The 15,012-nt window shown below is 72.2% G+C and carries 14 protein-coding genes; 6 read left to right on the top strand and 8 right to left on the bottom strand.

Features of this window, described 5'->3' with window-relative positions:
- Positions 1-414 precede the first annotated feature (414 nt).
- Entirely contained in the window at positions 415-1,083 is a 669-nt protein-coding gene (locus AB0H78_RS34755) for an ElyC/SanA/YdcF family protein (protein WP_363238784.1), read from the top strand.
- A gap of 79 nt (positions 1,084-1,162) precedes the next feature.
- Positions 1,163-3,301, top strand: coding sequence for a molybdopterin oxidoreductase family protein (locus tag AB0H78_RS34750; RefSeq protein WP_363238782.1), 2,139 nt, complete (start codon positions 1,163-1,165; stop codon positions 3,299-3,301).
- Here AB0H78_RS34750 and AB0H78_RS34745 read toward each other — a convergent pair.
- Together AB0H78_RS34745 and AB0H78_RS34740 are read right to left on the bottom strand one after the other, a co-directional pair.
- Complete coding sequence (locus AB0H78_RS34745) at positions 3,298-3,852, bottom strand: YciI family protein (RefSeq protein ID WP_363238781.1); 555 nt, start codon at positions 3,850-3,852, stop codon at positions 3,298-3,300. The genes AB0H78_RS34750 and AB0H78_RS34745 overlap by 4 nt on opposite strands.
- A gap of 160 nt (positions 3,853-4,012) precedes the next feature.
- Positions 4,013-4,603 carry an NAD(P)H-dependent oxidoreductase gene (locus AB0H78_RS34740; RefSeq protein ID WP_363238780.1) on the bottom strand — a complete coding sequence of 197 codons (591 nt, stop codon included), beginning with the start codon at positions 4,601-4,603 and terminating at the stop codon, positions 4,013-4,015.
- A gap of 66 nt (positions 4,604-4,669) precedes the next feature.
- Between AB0H78_RS34740 and AB0H78_RS34735 the strand changes: the two genes are divergently transcribed.
- The gene (locus tag AB0H78_RS34735) at positions 4,670-5,431 is read left to right on the top strand and encodes an aminotransferase class IV (RefSeq protein ID WP_363238779.1); all 762 of its coding nucleotides are present in this window, start codon (positions 4,670-4,672) and stop codon (positions 5,429-5,431) included.
- 8 nt (positions 5,432-5,439) lie between these two features.
- On the opposite strand, the gene AB0H78_RS34730 is transcribed toward AB0H78_RS34735, so the two are convergent.
- From AB0H78_RS34730 to AB0H78_RS34705, 6 genes are all read right to left on the bottom strand, one after another.
- On the bottom strand, positions 5,440-6,231 hold the full coding sequence (locus AB0H78_RS34730) for a TSUP family transporter (RefSeq protein ID WP_363238778.1): 792 nt from the start codon (positions 6,229-6,231) through the stop codon (positions 5,440-5,442).
- 37 nt (positions 6,232-6,268) lie between these two features.
- Complete coding sequence (locus AB0H78_RS34725) at positions 6,269-6,475, bottom strand: hypothetical protein (RefSeq protein WP_363238777.1); 207 nt, start codon at positions 6,473-6,475, stop codon at positions 6,269-6,271.
- Between the two features lie 40 nt (positions 6,476-6,515).
- A complete protein-coding gene (locus AB0H78_RS34720; RefSeq protein ID WP_363238776.1) occupies positions 6,516-8,042 on the bottom strand; it encodes a ferredoxin reductase family protein in 1,527 nt (508 codons plus the stop codon).
- 143 nt (positions 8,043-8,185) lie between these two features.
- The gene (locus AB0H78_RS34715; RefSeq protein ID WP_363238774.1) at positions 8,186-8,839 is read right to left on the bottom strand and encodes a response regulator transcription factor; all 654 of its coding nucleotides are present in this window, start codon (positions 8,837-8,839) and stop codon (positions 8,186-8,188) included.
- A 13-nt stretch (positions 8,840-8,852) separates the two neighbouring features.
- Positions 8,853-10,103 carry a sensor domain-containing protein gene (locus tag AB0H78_RS34710; RefSeq protein WP_363238773.1) on the bottom strand — a complete coding sequence of 417 codons (1,251 nt, stop codon included), beginning with the start codon at positions 10,101-10,103 and terminating at the stop codon, positions 8,853-8,855.
- Between the two features lie 49 nt (positions 10,104-10,152).
- Positions 10,153-10,773, bottom strand: a complete 621-nt coding sequence (locus AB0H78_RS34705; RefSeq protein WP_363238772.1) for a hypothetical protein — start codon at positions 10,771-10,773, stop codon at positions 10,153-10,155.
- Positions 10,774-10,975: 202 nt separating this feature from the next.
- Here AB0H78_RS34705 and AB0H78_RS34700 point away from each other — a divergent pair, with 202 nt between their 5' ends.
- The 3 genes from AB0H78_RS34700 to nirD are packed head-to-tail and all read left to right on the top strand — an operon-like array spanning position 10,976 to position 15,010.
- The gene (locus AB0H78_RS34700) at positions 10,976-12,133 is read left to right on the top strand and encodes an FAD-dependent oxidoreductase (RefSeq protein ID WP_363238771.1); all 1,158 of its coding nucleotides are present in this window, start codon (positions 10,976-10,978) and stop codon (positions 12,131-12,133) included.
- Between the two features lie 7 nt (positions 12,134-12,140).
- Entirely contained in the window at positions 12,141-14,642 is a 2,502-nt protein-coding gene (gene nirB, locus AB0H78_RS34695) for a nitrite reductase large subunit NirB (RefSeq protein ID WP_363238804.1), read from the top strand.
- Entirely contained in the window at positions 14,639-15,010 is a 372-nt protein-coding gene (nirD, locus tag AB0H78_RS34690; protein WP_363238770.1) for a nitrite reductase small subunit NirD, read from the top strand. Before nirB ends, nirD begins: the two co-directional genes overlap by 4 nt.
- Positions 15,011-15,012 lie beyond the last annotated feature (2 nt).

The following is a 15,012-nucleotide window of genomic DNA, read 5'->3' as shown; positions in this document are numbered from 1 at the left end:
ATCCCCATCGCCTCGGCCAGCGCGCGCACCACCTCCGTCCTGGCCTCGCCCTCCCCCGCGACCGCCTTGCGCAGCGCCGCCGGGTCGAGGCGCGCCAGCTCCGCCTCCACCAGGGCCCGGCGCCGCGCATGCTCCTCGCCCGAGCTGAACCGGGCGACGGTGGCGCGCAGCCAGGCCACCGTCCCAGCAGGCCCCGGATCAGCGGGGTTCGGGACCAGCAGAGGGTTCGCGAGAGCGGATCGTACGTCGGTGTACCGGGCGAACTCATGCGTGGTGGTCGTCATGCCCCGCACGCTAGGCCCGGAACGCTTCGGCCCCCGCCGAACCATGCCCGTGCGCAACCGCCCGGCCGCCCCGCGCGTCCGATCACTCAGGACGGCTTCGTCCGGAGCCCACACCCCGTAGGAGACAGAAATGCGCAGGCCACACCTGCCGAGGACGCAGCGCGGCAAGCGCCGCGCCGTCCAGGGCCTCATGGTGGCGTGCGTCCTCGCGCTGACCCCCGCCACCTGGATGCAGGCGGCGGCATCGGACCGGATCCGTACGACCGGCGATGTGCCCGCGACCGATGTGGCGGTCGTCTTCGGCGCCGGGCTCTGGGACGGGGAGCCCTCCCCCTACCTGGCGAACCGCCTCGACGCCGCGGCCGAACTGTATGCGGCGGGCAAGGTGAAGGTGGTGCTGGTCACGGGGGACAACAGCCGCAAGGAGTACGACGAGCCCGACGCCATGCGCGCCTATCTCGTGAAGCACGGCGTCCCGGCGGCGAAGGTCGTGAGCGACTACGCGGGCTTCGACACCTGGGACTCCTGCGTACGGGTCAAGAAGATCTTCGGGGTCGACCGTGCCGTCCTCATCAGCCAGGGCTTCCACATCCGGCGGGCCATCGCGCTCTGCCAGGCCGCGGGCGTCTCCTCGTACGGGGTCGGGGTCGACGCCAAGCACGACGTGACCTGGTACGCGGGCGGGGCCCGGGAGGTCTTCGCGGCGGGCAAGGCGGCGCTGGACGCGGTCTTCCAGCCGGACCCGACGTTCCTCGGGCCCAAGGAGGACGGGGTGCGGCGGGCCCTCACGGCGCGGTAGCGGCCGGGCGGAGGTGCGCGTACCGGCGGCGTAATCCGGTGCGCGCGGCGCCGTAACACCGCTGACGCACGCTGGGCGCATGCTCCCAGCCACCACCGCGACGCCGACACCGGCCACGACGGCCACCCACTGCCCGTACTGCGCCCTGCAGTGCGGCATGAATCTCCAGCCGGCGAAGGACGGTCGCGGCGGTGTGGAGGTGGCGGAGCGCCCGGATTTCCCGGTGAACAAGGGCGCCCTGTGCGGGAAGGGCCGCACCGCCCCTGACGTGCTGTCCTCGCGCGTACGCCTCACCGAGCCCCTGATGCGCGACCCCGGGACGGGCGAACTGGCGCCCGCCACCTGGGAGGAGGCGCTCGGCGCGATCGCCGGAGCCCTGCGCGGGACGCGGCGCGAGCACGGGCCCGACGCGGTGGGGGTCTTCGGGGGCGGCGGCCTCACGAACGAGAAGGCGTACACGCTCGGGAAGTTCGCCCGGGTAGCGCTCGGCACATCCCAGATCGACTACAACGGCCGCTTCTGCATGTCGTCGGCCGCCGCCGCCCACCAGCGCGCCTTCGGCCTGGACCGCGGCCTGCCCTTCCCCCTGGAGGACATCGAGCGCAGCGGCTGCGTGATCCTGGTCGGCTCGAACCCGGCCGAGACGATGCCGCCCGCGTTGCGCTACTTCACCCGTCTGAAGGAGAACGGCGGCAAGCTGATCGTCGTCGACCCGCGCCGCACCCGCACGGCCGAGCAGGCCGACCTGCACCTGGCTCCCCGCCCGGGCACCGACCTGGCCTTCGCCCTGGGCCTGCTGCATCTGATCATCGCCGAAGGCCGTACGGACGAGGAGTTCATCGCCGCGCGAACGTCGGGCTGGGAGGGGGCGCGGGCCGCCGCGATGGCGCACTGGCCGGAGCTGGTGGAGCGCATCACGGGAGTCCCCGTCCCCCAACTGCGCGAAGCGGCAAGGCTGTTCAGCGACGCGGAAAGCGGCATGGTCCTCACCGCGCGCGGCCCCGAGCAGCAGTCCAAGGGCACAGACACGGTGGGCGCCTGGATCAACCTCTGCCTCGCGACGGGTCACGCGGGCCGCCCGAACTCGGGTTACGGCTGCCTCACCGGCCAGGGCAACGGCCAGGGCGGACGCGAACACGGCCAGAAGGCCGACCAGTTGCCCGGCTACCGCAAGCTGGACGACCCGGCCGCCCGCACGCACGTGGCGGAGGTCTGGGGCGTGGACCCCGACAGCCTCCCCGGACCGGGCCGCAGCGCGTACGAACTGCTCGACGCGCTGGGCTCCGACATCAAGACCCTGCTCCTGATGGGCTCCAACCCGGTGGTCTCGGCCCCCCGCGCCTCCCACATCGAGGAGCGCCTGCGCTCGCTGGACTTCCTCGCGGTGGCGGACGTGGTGCTGTCGGAGACGGCGGCGCTGGCGGATGTGGTCCTGCCCGTGACGCAGTGGGCGGAGGAGACCGGCACCACGACGAACCTGGAGGGCCGGGTGCTCCTGCGCAAGCAGGCTCTGACGGCTCCCGAGGGCGTACGGAGCGACCTGGAGGTCCTGCACGAGCTGGCAGGCGCCCTGGGCCACGAGAAGGGTTTTCCCACGGAACCGGCCGTGGTCTTCGAGGAGTTGGGCCGCGCTTCGGCAGGCGGGCCTGCCGACTACTCCGGCATCACGTACGACCGCATCGAGGCGGAGGACGGCGTCTTCTGGCCCTGCCCCGCGCCCGGACACCCCGGCACGCCGCGCCTGTTCCTGGAGCGGTTCGCGACGCCGGACGGGCGGGCCCGCTTCGTGCCGGTGAGCCACCGCCCGTCGGCCGAGGAGCCGGACGCGGAGTACCCGCTGTACCTGACGACGGGCCGGGTGGCGTCCCAGTACCAGTCGGGCGCCCAGACCCGCCGGGTCCCCGACCTCAACGCGGCGGCCCCAGGCCCCTTCGTGGAGCTGCACCCGCGGCTGGCCGAGCGCCTGGGCGTCGCGGAGAACGACCCCCTGACGGTCACGTCCCGCAGGGGCGAGGCGACGGCCCCGGCGCGGATCACCGCGTCGATACGCCCGGACACGCTGTTCATGCCGTTCCACTGGCCGGGCGCGGGCCGCGCCAACACCCTGACGAACCCGGCGCTGGACCCGACGTCGAAGATGCCGGAGTTCAAGGTGTGCGCGGTGCGGGTGGAGCGCGAGGAGCGCGAGAAGCGCGGGGCGGGGCCTGCGGAGCTCTAGCGCCGCCCGCCGAAGGTCCAGTCGTGGACCTCGATGTCGGCATAGCGGTCCGCGGTGAGCACGGCTCGCGCCGTCCCGGCGTCCGCCGCGCGGACCAGCGCGGCCGTGCCCAGCCAGGTCGTACCGTCGTCGGCGAGCAGCGGGCCGTACGCGATCAGGTCCTCACGGTTCGGCGGCAGGGCGAGGTCGGCCGCCTCTCCCTCGCCGAGGCCGAGCACCAGGTATCGGCTGCCGCCGGAACGGCCGCCGGGGTACTCCCACATGGTGGTCCCCAGCGTGTTGCGCCACCTGCGCACCAGCACGTCCCGGTACATGCCGGCCTGATAGCCGGGCTCGTCGAAGGCGAACGCGCGGGCGGTGGCGGCGTCGGGCAGGTCGACGATGTGCACGCTGCCGGTGGGTACGGCGTCGTCGTCGGGGCCGGAGAAGGTCGGGCCGCGGGCGATCAGCTCCTTCTCGTACCGGTCCATGTACGACCAGTGCGCTTCCAGCAGTTCGTCGCGCAGCGAGAGTGAGCCGATCCGGTCACGGTGATAACAGAGGAACTCCATGCGACCAGTTCCTATCACCCGGCCCGGACCGGAACCCACCCGATTTAGGGGGTGTCCGGCGGATCACGCCGCGGTCGCGGTGGCCTGGTCGGCGGTCACGGTCGGCTGACCCGGAGCCAGAGGGTGGCCCCCGCCTCGCGCAGGGGCCACCCTCCCCGCATCAACCTCCGTACGGACGGACCGACTTCGCCTCCCGAAGCGCCAGCGCCCACCAGGCCAGCTGGTCCAGCAGCACCTTCGCCGCGCCGTTCGGCGCCTCCGGGTCCTTGTGCGTGCCGTCCGTGTCGAACTGCCCGTGCACATGGTGGAAGCTGACCGTCTCGCGGACCGTCACCGTGTGCATCTCGGCGAAGACCTGGCGCAGTTGCTCGACCGCGCGCAGGCCGCCCGAGATTCCTCCGTAGGAGACGAAGGCTACCGGCTTGGCCTGCCACTGCGTGAAGTGCCAGTCGATGAGGTTCTTGAGGGACGCGGGGAAGGAGTGGTTGTACTCGGGCGTGATGACCACGAAGGCCTCCGCCGATTCCAGCTGGGGCGTGACCCGGTCGAGCACCGCCGCGACCTCGGGCGCGGGCGAGTGGGAGAGCGCCGTGGGGAGGTCCGTGTCGGCCAGGTCGAGCACCGTGATGTCGAGGTCGTCGTGGTGACGGGCCCGGTCGAGGAACCAGGTGGCGACCGTGTCGGCGAATCGGCCGTGACGGTTGCTGGCGATGATGACGGTGAGCCGCAGGGGCTTCGTGTTCGGGTCCATGCCGAGAGCGTCACACCTCAAGTTTGGTTGAGGTCAAGCAGGCCGGGTGGGACGTACCTTTGCCGCATGCACATTGAGATCGACGGCCGCCCCGTCCCCTCCCAGGCCCCTCTCGTCGTCCCTGCGTTCTTCTCGTACGGGCACTTCACCGCCATGCAGGTGCGGGGCGGGCGGGTCCGTGGGCTCGCACATCACCTCGGCCGGCTCGACTCCGCCACCCGCGAGCTCTTCGGCGCCGGTCTCGACGGCGGCCACGTACGGGAGTTGGTGCGCGGGGCGCTGGAGCGGGCGGGGGTGCTCGATGCCTCGACGCGGGTGTACGTGTACTGGGCCCCGGACGCCGAAGCCGCGACCCTGGCCGTCACCGTGCGGCCCCCGGCCACGATGGCCGAGTCCGCGCAGAGCCTGATGTCCGTTCCGTACGCGCGGCCCGTCCCCCACATCAAGCATCTGGGCGGATTCGCCCAGACCTACTACGGGCGGGCCGCCGTCGACGCCGGCTTCGACGACGCGCTGCTGACCGGGGAGGGCGGCGTGATCACCGAGGGCGCCATCACCAACATCGCGTTCTGGGACGGGGATGCCGTCGTCTGGCCCGATGCCCCCTCGCTGCTCGGCATCACCATGGCGCTGCTCGAACCGCGGCTTCCGTCCGTACGGCGCCGGGTGGCCCTGGACGGCCTGGGCGCGTACCGGGCGGCCTTCGTCACCAACTCGCAGGGCTTCGCGCCGGTGCGGCGGATCGACGGGACGGACTTCGGGGTGGACGAGGCGCTGATGAAGACGGTGGGCGAGGCCTACGCGGACGTCCCCTGGGACGAGATCTGAGGCAGGCCTCAGCCGGTCCACTGGTCGAACGCCAGCTTCGCCACCAGGGAGAACACCACCACCAGCAGGACTCCCCGCACGAACTCGCTGCCCTTGCGCAGCGCCATCCGCGCGCCCAGCATCCCGCCCGCCAGGTTGAACACCGCCATGATCGCGGCCAGTTCCCACATCACCACGCCCTGGTACGCGAACATAGCGAGGGCGCCTGCGTTCGTGCAGACGTTGACGATCTTGGCCGTCGCCGATGCCGTCACCAGGTCGAGGTGGAGCACCGCGGTCAGCGCGAGCACCAGGAAGGTGCCCGTGCCGGGGCCGAACAGGCCGTCGTAGAAGCCGATTCCGCCGCCGACCAGCACGATGGCCGTCGCGATGCGGGCCCGCGTCACTGGGGCGTCCCCCTGCTGGGCCGTGCCGAATGCAGGGCGCAGCATCACAAATGCCGCGACGGCGAGGAGCACCACCATGATCACGGGGCGCAGGACCGCGCTGCTGATGCCCGCCGCGAAGAAGGCCCCCGTCATGGAGCCGGCGAGGGCCGCGAGTCCTGTCCGTACGGCCATGCGCACATCGACCGGCGCCTTGCGCAGATACGTCACTGCCGCGCCCGTGGTCCCGACGATGGACACCGCCTTGTTGGTGCCCAGGATGTGCACGGCCTGGACCTGCGGCAGTCCGAGGAGCAGGGCGGGCAGCAGGAGCAGTCCGCCGCCTCCCACCACCGCGTCGATCCAGCCTGCCGCTGCTGCGGCGAGGCAGAGGAAGACGAGTGTGGTCAGGGAGAGGTCGGGCGGCATGAGCATGAACGCGACAGTAAGGAGCCGGTACGTGTCCTGTCCATCAATGGCCGGATTGCTGAGCCAGATCTGAGGTTCCCGCTGATGAGGGGGGTGTCCGGTCGGGTGCGGGCGGTGCCGTCGGGGTGACGACGGCGACCAGGACCGAGGCCGCGAGGGCGCTCGTACCGAGGAGAGCGGCGGCGAGGCGGCGGCGGGCACGGTCGGTGGGGGCGGCGCGTGGGGCGGGCGGTTTGCGGTGGCGGGCCATGGGGGGGGCTCGGCTCCTCGGTCGGTTCGGGGGTTCGGGGTCAGTACGTGAACTGCTCGGAGTGGATGCGGTCCTCGGGCACGCCCGCCTTCTCCAGCGCGGCGGTCGCCGCCGCCGCCATGCCGGGCGGCCCGCACAGGAACACGTCGTGGTCGGCGATGTCGGGGATCAGATTGCGCAGGGCCTGGGGCGCGAGGGGGTCGAAGGAGGAGTCGGAGGGGCCGAGGAGGTAGTGCAGGGCGGCCCGGCGGCGCTGCGCGATCTCCTCCAGCTCCGCGCGGAGGACGAGCTGGGCGGCGTTGTGCGCGCGGTAGAGGAGCGTCAGTTCGCCGGGGCCTGCCGGAAGGGTCTCGTACAGGACGCGCATCGGCGTGATCCCGACGCCGCCCGCGAGCAGCAGGACCTTGCGGCGGGTGCGGCGGTGGGCGGTCATCGCGCCGAAGGGGCCCGACGCCAGGACGCGGGTGCCGGTGCGCAGGCGGCGGATGCGGCGGGTGTGGTTGCCGACCGCCTTGACGGTGATGCGCAGGGTGTCGCCGTGTACGGGCGCGGAGAGCGAGAAGGGCAGTGCGGTGTGCCAGATGCGGCGCTGCAGGAAGCGCCAGCGGAAGAACTGGCCTGGTTCCACCTGGAGTTGGGAGAGGTCGATCCCCTGCATGACGACGGAGACGACGTCCGGGGATTCGTGGCGGACGGCGACGACGCGCAGGCTGTGGCGCAGGGCCTGGCGGATGGGGACGACCACCCGGTACCAGATCAGCAGCACGGCCACGGTCGCGTGCGCCATCGCCCAGAGCCAGACCGAGACGGCGCTGCTCGCGATGTCGGGTCCCACCAGCTGGTGGGCGAAGGCGAGTGCCGCGCCGACGTACGTGAGGAAGTGCACGGCGCGCCAGGTCTCGTGGGGCAGTCGCTCGCGGATACGGCGGACTGAGCTGACCCCGACAGCCGCGAGGAGGACGGTGCCGGCGAGGGCGGCCGCGATGCCGCCGTAGCCGAGGAGGTCGGTGGTGGCGGTGAGGAGGTCGGTGCCGGTGTGGGCGGCGTATCCGCAGAGGGCGAGGACGGCGTGGCCGGCGCAGAGGGTGAGGACGTAGCGCCCGCCGAAGGCGTGCCAGCGCGCGAGCCGGTCGGCGCCGACGCCGTGCTCGATGGCGGGGACGCGTGCCATCAGGAGGAGCATGGTGAGGATGCCGTATCCGGCGAGGAGTCCGGAGAGGTGCGCGCCGGAGGCGAAGATGGCGTCGAGCCGGGCGGATGCCTCGGCCTGCAGGACCCAGAGCGCGACGACGACGAACGCCCCGGCCCCGATCCCGGCGCGCAGGGCGCGGGGGGCGAGGCGCAGGGGCGGGGCAGGGTGCGACCCCGGCCGGGCGGCCGACACCCGCACAGCCGACGATGCGCGCCGGTGCGCACGCGGCGCACGTGGCGCACGTGGCGCACGCCGCGTCCTCCGGTCCGGCGCTTTGTGCGCGTCGCCCGCCTCCCCACGGGCTCCCGTCTGCTGCAGATACGCGGACAGCGCGGGATGGGTGGGGCGGTGCTGGTCGGGGGCCTCTGTCGTCACAGGAAGCGAATCTATGCGCGCGCGAGGGCGCGAAGGCCCTGGTCAGGGCTGCGGGAGCGATCCTTAAGGCGGGCTTGAGGAGCGGCTCAGCGGTGGTTAATCCAGGTTCCCGCAGGGGCCGGCGCCGGTGGTCACGGCGGCCTTCATGATGTGTGCTCCTCCAGGTAGCGCAGCACCGCGAGCACCCTGCGGTGACCGCCGTCGGACGGCGGCAGATCCAGCTTGGTGAAGATGTTCGCGATGTGCTTCTCCACCGCCCGCTCCGATACGACGAAGCCCGCGGCGATCGACTGGTTCGTACGCCCCTGCGCCATCAGCCCCAGCACCTCCTGCTCGCGCGGCGTCAGCGTGTCCAGCGCCGAGGCCCGGCGGCCGGCGCCGAAGAGCTGGGCCACCACCTCGGGGTCGAGCGCGGTGCCACCGGCCGCGACCCGGTGCAGTGCGTCGACGAACTCGCCGATGTCCACGACGCGTTCCTTGAGCAGGTAGCCGACGCCCGCCGCGCCGCCGCCCAGGAGTTGAGCGGCGTACTTGGTCTCCACGTACTGGGAGAAGATCATCACGCCGACTCCGGGCGACGACTCACGGATCGCGATCGCCGCACGCAGACCTTCGTCCGTATGGTCCGGGGGCAGCCTGATGTCGATCACCGCTGCGTCCGGGCGGTGTTCGGCGACCGCCGCGAGCAGTGCCTGCGCGTCCTCGACCGCCGCGACAACCTCCACTCCGCGCAGGCCCAGGAGCTGGACGAGACCGTCCCGCAGGATCGCGGAGTCCTCTGCGATGACGACGCGCATGGTGGTGGATCCTTCAGCGGTACGGGAGTTCGACGCTCACCACCGTAGGGCCTCCGGCCGGGCTGTCGCAGGTCAACGTGCCGTCCACGGTGCGCACCCGGGCCAGCAGCCCGGTCAGTCCGCTGCCCGCGCCGACCACCGCTCCCCCGCGCCCGTCGTCGCGCACGCTCAGGCGCAGCCTGTGCTCGTACGCCGTCACCGTCACCTCCACCCGGGTGGCCTCGCTGTGCTTTACGGCGTTCGCGAGGAGTTCGGCCGTGCAGAAGTACGCGATCGACTCCAGGGCGGGGGCGGGGCGTTGGGGGATGTCCGCGGTGACGGTGACCGGGAGCGCGCTGTCCGCGGCGAGCGTGGCGAGCGCGGTGTCCAGGCCCTGGTCGAGTACGGGCGGGTGGATGCCCTTGACCAGATGGCGCAGGTCGGCGGCCGCCTGCTGGGCGTTGGAACGGGCGGTGGCGACGACCTTGAGGAGGCTTTCGCGGTCGGCGTCGGCGGCAATGAGTTCGCCGATCATCGCGAGGTGCATGCCGAGTCCGACCAGCCGGGCCTGGGTTCCGTCGTGCAGATCGCGTTCGATGCGGCGCAGGGTCGCGGCGGCGTCGTCGACGGCCTGGGCGCGGGTCTCCTCCAGGGTGCGGATACGCCGGGCGGCGGCATCCGGGGCGAGGAGCCCGGCCAGCAGGAAGCGGTGCGGTACGAGGGACCAGCGGACGAGACGCGGGGCGAGCCAGAGCAGCAGGGCCCCGGCGACGACGACCGCCAACCACCTTGGCCAGGAGTCGAGTTGGACGCCGCCGATCTCCAGAGAGACATGTCGCGTCGATCCGTCGGGCTCGTGCACCGTGAAGTAGTTCCAGCGCTTGACGAGCGGGTGCAGGAGGAACAGCGCCCCGTACGCGTACCCGGCGATGACGGCGACCAGCGGCGGTGTCGCGGTCAGCGGTGCCGCGAGCGCGCAGCCGACGGCCCGCCGGCCGGACCGGTCGCCGAGGACGGCACGCCGCCAGCCGAAGGCTCCGGAGCCTGAGCCGCCGAGGGGCTGCGGCGCTTCGATGCGTACGTCCAGGAGCCGCCTGAGCAGCGCCCTTTGGAGTCCTCCCAGCGCGAGCGCCCCGCGCACGGTCAGCGCGATCAGCCAGGGCCCGAGCGGCGTCACGCTCAGCACGCCCCCGGCGACGAGCCCGGCGAGGACCAGCGCCAGGCCCGCCAGGGCGAGGGGCAGTGCCAGGAGCGCGTAGAGGAGGGCGCGCAGCGCGTTTCGCATGGGGTCAACCTAGAAGATCAGCGGGGAGGAGCAGAGAGGGAGAGCAGCGTCAGAGCTGGTGGATCACGGGGATGGAGAGCAGCGCGCACGCCGCGGCGACGGCCAGCGCGATCGCGGCCGTCCGCACCAGGCCCGTACGGTCCCTGCCGAGGAAGTCCTTGACCAGCCGGGTCTGCAGAGCGGCGAAGCCCTTCATGACCCAGGGGGTGAGGAGGAGGAAGCCCACTCCCCCGCCTGCGGCGTGCAGCGCCCACGCGCCGGCCATCGTGGGGCCGCCCCAGGCGCCCGAGGGGTCGCTGTCCGGGCGCAGCGGGTAGCCGATGTTGATCACCACGACCGTCCAGAAGTAGCAGGTGACCGTGGCGGCGATGAGGTTCAGCGGGGTGCTGATCACCGCGTGGGCGAGGGCGAGCGGGCCGGTGCGCGGTGGTGCGTCGACCTGTACGCCGAGCAGTCGGCGGGCCAGCGCGCGCTGGATGCGGCCGGCCGGGCCGCCGACCAGGGCGAGCGGGACGCAGAGGAGGCCGCCGGGGAGCGCGAGCACGATGTAGGCCAGCCTGCGCCAGGTCTGGGCGCGGAAGGGCTCGCGCAGGATCGTGCGCGGGATCACGCCGATCCGGCCTGCGGGGCGGAGGCTGCGGGCTGCCGGTACGTGCTGTGTGAGGTCCATGGCTCAAGGCTGCCGCTGTCTGCGGCCCCGATCGATCGTGCCTGCACGGAGGTCGGGGGTTCGGTTTACCCCACCCCCCTCGCACGGCCCCGCCTCACACCGACCGCCCTCACACCGTAAGGCCGACCGCGCTGAGCGCAACGTGCCCCGTGGGAAACGAACGGGATGCCGACGGGTAACACCCGGCCCGCACGCTGCGGGTATGCGCAACGACATCGTGGTGATCGGGAGCGGGACCGCCGGGTCCCGGCTGGCCCGGCAGCTGGGGGCGGGAGTCACCGTCCTCGGCGAGGAGCCGCATGCGCCGTACAACCGGGTGCTGCTCGCCGAGGTCCTCGCCGGACGGTACGGCGCGGATGTCATCGCCCTGCCCGACACCCCCGTACGCACCGGGGTGCGCGCCATGCGCATCGACCGCGAGGAGCGCCGCGTCCTGTGCGACGACGGCAGCGTCGTCCCGTACGGCACGCTCGTCCTCGCCACCGGATCCAACTCCGTGCTGCCGCCGCTGCGCGGGATGGGCGACGAACTCCCGGAGAACGTCCACCCGTTCCGTACGCTCGACGACTGCCTCGCGCTCTCCACCGCCGTACGCACCGGCACCCGCGCCGTCGTCATCGGCGGCGGCCTCCTCGGGGTCTCCGCCGCCCGTGCGCTCGCCCTGCGCGGCGCACAGGTCGTACTCGCCCACCAGGGCGAGCGGCTGATGGAGCGTCAGCTGGACGAGGCCGCATCCGCACTCCTCCGCACGCACCTCACCGACCTCGGCGTCGAGGTGCACACCGAGTGCCACGTACGCGGGCTGCGCGGCAGCGATGTCCAGCTCGCCGACGGATACGTCCTCGCCTCCGACCTCACCGTCCTGGCCTGCGGCGCCCGCCCCCGCACCGGACTCGCACGGGCCGCCGGGCTCGACGTGCGCCGCGGCATCGTCGTCGACGACGAGCTGCGCACCTCCGATCCGCACATCCGCGCCATCGGCGACTGCGCCGAGCACGACGGGCAGCTGTACGGACTCGCGGGCCCGGCCCTCGAACAGGCCGACGCCCTGGCCGAGTTGCTCTCGGGCAGGGACGGCGCCTACACCGGCACCCGCTCCCTGACCCGCCTGACCCTCAACGGTCCAGGACCGCTCGATCTCGCCGCCTTCGGCGAGACCACCCCCCTTCCGGGCGACGACGTGGTCGCCCTCGCCGACGCCACCCGCGGCGCGTACCGCAAGGTCGTCGTCCGCGGCGACCGCCTCGTGGGCGGAGTGCTCCTCGGCGATCTGACGGCCGTCGGCGAACTCGCCCGCACCTGGGAGGGCGACGAGCCGCTCCCCTCCACCCCGCTGTTCCACCTGCTTGGAGGCTCCTGAGATGTCGATGCCCACTCCCACGATCGTGGTCGTCGGCCACGGGATGGTCGGACAGCGCTTCCTGGAGGCGCTCGTCGAGCGCGGCCTGACCGCCACCCACCGGGTGGTCGTGCTCTGCGAGGAGCCTCGCCCCGCCTACGACCGCGTCAAGCTCACCTCGTACTTCTCGGGCAGCACCCCCGACGAACTCTCCCTGGTCGAGGCCGACTTCATGGCCGCCAACGGCATAGAGCTCTTCCTCGGCGACCCGGCGACCGCCGTGGACCGCAACGCGAAGACCGTCACCGCCCGCTCCGGGCAGGTCATCGGCTACGACACCCTGATCCTGGCCACCGGCTCCTACCCCTTCGTGCCGCCGGTCCCCGGCAAGGACCTCACGGGCTGTTTCGTGTACCGCACCATCGAGGACCTGCTGGCGATCGAGGAGTACGCGAAGACCTCCCGCGTCGGCGCGGTCGTCGGCGGCGGGCTGCTCGGTCTGGAGGCGGCCGGCGCGCTCAAGGGCCTCGGGCTGGAGACGCACGTCGTGGAGTTCGCGCCCCGGCTGATGCCCGTCCAGGTCGACGAGGGCGGCGGTGCGGCCCTGCTCCGTACGATCCAGAACATGGGCCTGGCCGTCCACACCGGTGTCGGCACGCAGGCGGTCACCGCCGGCGACGACGGCTCGGTCAACGGCATGTCGCTCTCGGACGGATCCACGGTCGCCACCGACCTCGTGGTCTTCTCCGCAGGCGTCCGCCCCCGCGACCAACTGGCCCGCGACTGCGGCCTTCTCGTGGGCGAGCGCGGCGGAGTCTCGGTCGACGAACAGTGCCGCACCTCCGACCCTTCGGTCTACGCGATCGGCGAGTGCGCGCTCGCATCCGACGGCCGCGTCTACGGCCTGGTCGCCCCCGGCTACGAGATGGCGCTGACCGTCGCCGACGCCATCGCGGAGAAGGAGAGCTCCTTCACCGGCGCCGACCTCTCCACCAAGCTCAAGCTGCTCGGCGTGGACGTCGCCTCCTTCGGCGACGCGCACGGCACGGCCGCCGACTGCCTGGACGTCGTCTACTCCGACTCCCGCTCGGGCATCTACAAGAAGCTCGTCGTCTCCTCCGAGGGCACGCTGCTCGGCGGGGTCCTGGTCGGCGACGCCGAGGCGTACACCCTGCTCCGCTCGCTCACCGGCTCGATCCCGCCGGTCGCCCCCGAGCAGCTGATCGCCCCCACCGGCGGGCCGGTCGCGCTGGGCCCCGACGCGCTGCCCGACGATGCGGTGATCTGCTCCTGCCACAACGTCACCAAGCACTCCATCCAGCAGTGCACGACCCTCCCCGAGGTGAAGAAGTGCACCAAGGCCGGTACGGGCTGCGGGAGTTGCGTCAAGCTCATCGGCCAGCTGCTCCCCGCGAGCGGCGACAAGGGGCTCTGCGCCGACTTCTCGTACACGCGCAGTGAGCTGTACGAGATCGTGCGCACCCTCGGCCTCACCTCCTTCGCCGCAATCCTCGACTCCCACGGCCGGGAGTCCGCACGCGGCGGCGAGGGCTGCGAGATCTGCAGGCCGACGGTCGGCTCGATCCTCGCCAGCCTGGGCAACGGCCACATCCTCGACGGCGAGCAGGCCGCCCTCCAGGACACCAACGACCACTTCCTCGCCAACCTCCAGCGCAACGGCTCGTACTCGATCGTGCCGCGCATCCCGGGCGGCGAGATCACCCCGGACAAGCTGATCGTGATCGGCGAGGTGGCCCGCGACTTCGGCCTCTACACAAAGATCACCGGCGGCCAGCGCATCGACCTCTTCGGGGCTCGGGTGGAGCAACTCCCCCTGATCTGGACTCGATTGGTCGACGCAGGGTTCGAGTCCGGCCACGCGTACGGCAAGTCGCTCCGCACGGTGAAGTCCTGCGTGGGCCAGACCTGGTGCCGCTACGGAGTCCAGGACTCGGTCCGTATGGCCATCGACCTGGAGATGCGCTACCGGGGCCTGCGCGCCCCCCACAAGCTGAAGTCGGCGGTCTCGGGCTGCGCCCGCGAGTGCGCGGAGGCCCAGTCGAAGGACTTCGGGATCATCGCCACGGCCAACGGCTGGAACCTCTACGTCGGCGGGAACGGCGGCGCGACCCCGCGCCACGCGGACCTCCTCGCCCAGGACCTCTCGGACGCCGAACTGGTGCGCCTCATCGACCGCTTCCTGATGTTCTACATCCGCACCGCGGACCGCCTGGAGCGCACCTCGACCTGGCTGGAGCGCCTGGAAGGCGGCCTGGAGCACCTGCGCGACGTGGTCGTGCACGACTCGCTGGGCCTCTGCGACGAGCTGGAGGCGATGATGCGGGCGCACGTCACCGGCTACCGCGACGAGTGGGCGGAAACGATCAACGACCCCGAGCGCCTGCGCCGCTTCGTCTCCTTCGTCAACGCCCCCGACACCCCGGACCCGTCGGTCGCCTTCGTCCCCGAACGCGACCAGATCAAGCCCGACCTCACGCTCCTCACCCTCGAAGGGACGCGAACCCTGTGACGCTGCAACTCCTCCTGGACGACGGCTGGTTCACCGTATGCGACCGCACCGAGCTGACCCCGGGCCGCGGGGTGGCGGCCCTGCTCCCCGACGGCACCCAGGCCGCACTCTTCCTGGACCGCACATCCCGCCCGTACGCGATCGGCAACCGTGACCCCTTCACCGGGGCGCACGTCCTGTCCCGGGGCCTCATCGGCTCCCACGAGGGCCGCACGTTCGTGGCGTCCCCGCTGCTGAAGCAGCGCTTCGACCTGGAGACCGGCGCCTGCCTGGACGACGACGAGGTCTCGGTCCCGTCCTTCACCTGCCGTATTGTCCCGTCCCACGAGAGCGACCTGCGAGCCAGGGCCGAACTCACCGCCACCTGATC

Source organism: Streptomyces sp. NPDC050738, from assembly GCF_040654175.1.
Taxonomy (GTDB): Bacteria; Actinomycetota; Actinomycetes; order Streptomycetales; family Streptomycetaceae; genus Streptomyces.
The sequence above is the reverse complement of the archived record's forward strand: the minus strand, read 5'-3'. Positions and strand labels throughout refer to the sequence as shown.

Bases quoted from the DNA above. Each gene is read 5' to 3' on its own strand.
- AB0H78_RS34755 (WP_363238784.1), top strand. From the start codon at position 415: ATGCGCAGGCCACACCTGCCGAGGACGCAGCGCGGCAAGCGCCGCGCC.
- AB0H78_RS34750 (WP_363238782.1), top strand. From the start codon at position 1,163: ATGCTCCCAGCCACCACCGCGACGCCGACACCGGCCACGACGGCCACC.
- AB0H78_RS34745 (WP_363238781.1), bottom strand. From the start codon at position 3,852: ATGGAGTTCCTCTGTTATCACCGTGACCGGATCGGCTCACTCTCGCTG.
- AB0H78_RS34740 (WP_363238780.1), bottom strand. From the start codon at position 4,603: ATGGACCCGAACACGAAGCCCCTGCGGCTCACCGTCATCATCGCCAGC.
- AB0H78_RS34735 (WP_363238779.1), top strand. From the start codon at position 4,670: ATGCACATTGAGATCGACGGCCGCCCCGTCCCCTCCCAGGCCCCTCTC.
- AB0H78_RS34730 (WP_363238778.1), bottom strand. From the start codon at position 6,231: ATGCTCATGCCGCCCGACCTCTCCCTGACCACACTCGTCTTCCTCTGC.
- AB0H78_RS34725 (WP_363238777.1), bottom strand. From the start codon at position 6,475: ATGGCCCGCCACCGCAAACCGCCCGCCCCACGCGCCGCCCCCACCGAC.
- AB0H78_RS34715 (WP_363238774.1), bottom strand. From the start codon at position 8,839: ATGCGCGTCGTCATCGCAGAGGACTCCGCGATCCTGCGGGACGGTCTC.
- AB0H78_RS34710 (WP_363238773.1), bottom strand. From the start codon at position 10,103: ATGCGAAACGCGCTGCGCGCCCTCCTCTACGCGCTCCTGGCACTGCCC.
- AB0H78_RS34705 (WP_363238772.1), bottom strand. From the start codon at position 10,773: ATGGACCTCACACAGCACGTACCGGCAGCCCGCAGCCTCCGCCCCGCA.
- AB0H78_RS34700 (WP_363238771.1), top strand. From the start codon at position 10,976: ATGCGCAACGACATCGTGGTGATCGGGAGCGGGACCGCCGGGTCCCGG.
- nirB (WP_363238804.1), top strand. From the start codon at position 12,141: ATGCCCACTCCCACGATCGTGGTCGTCGGCCACGGGATGGTCGGACAG.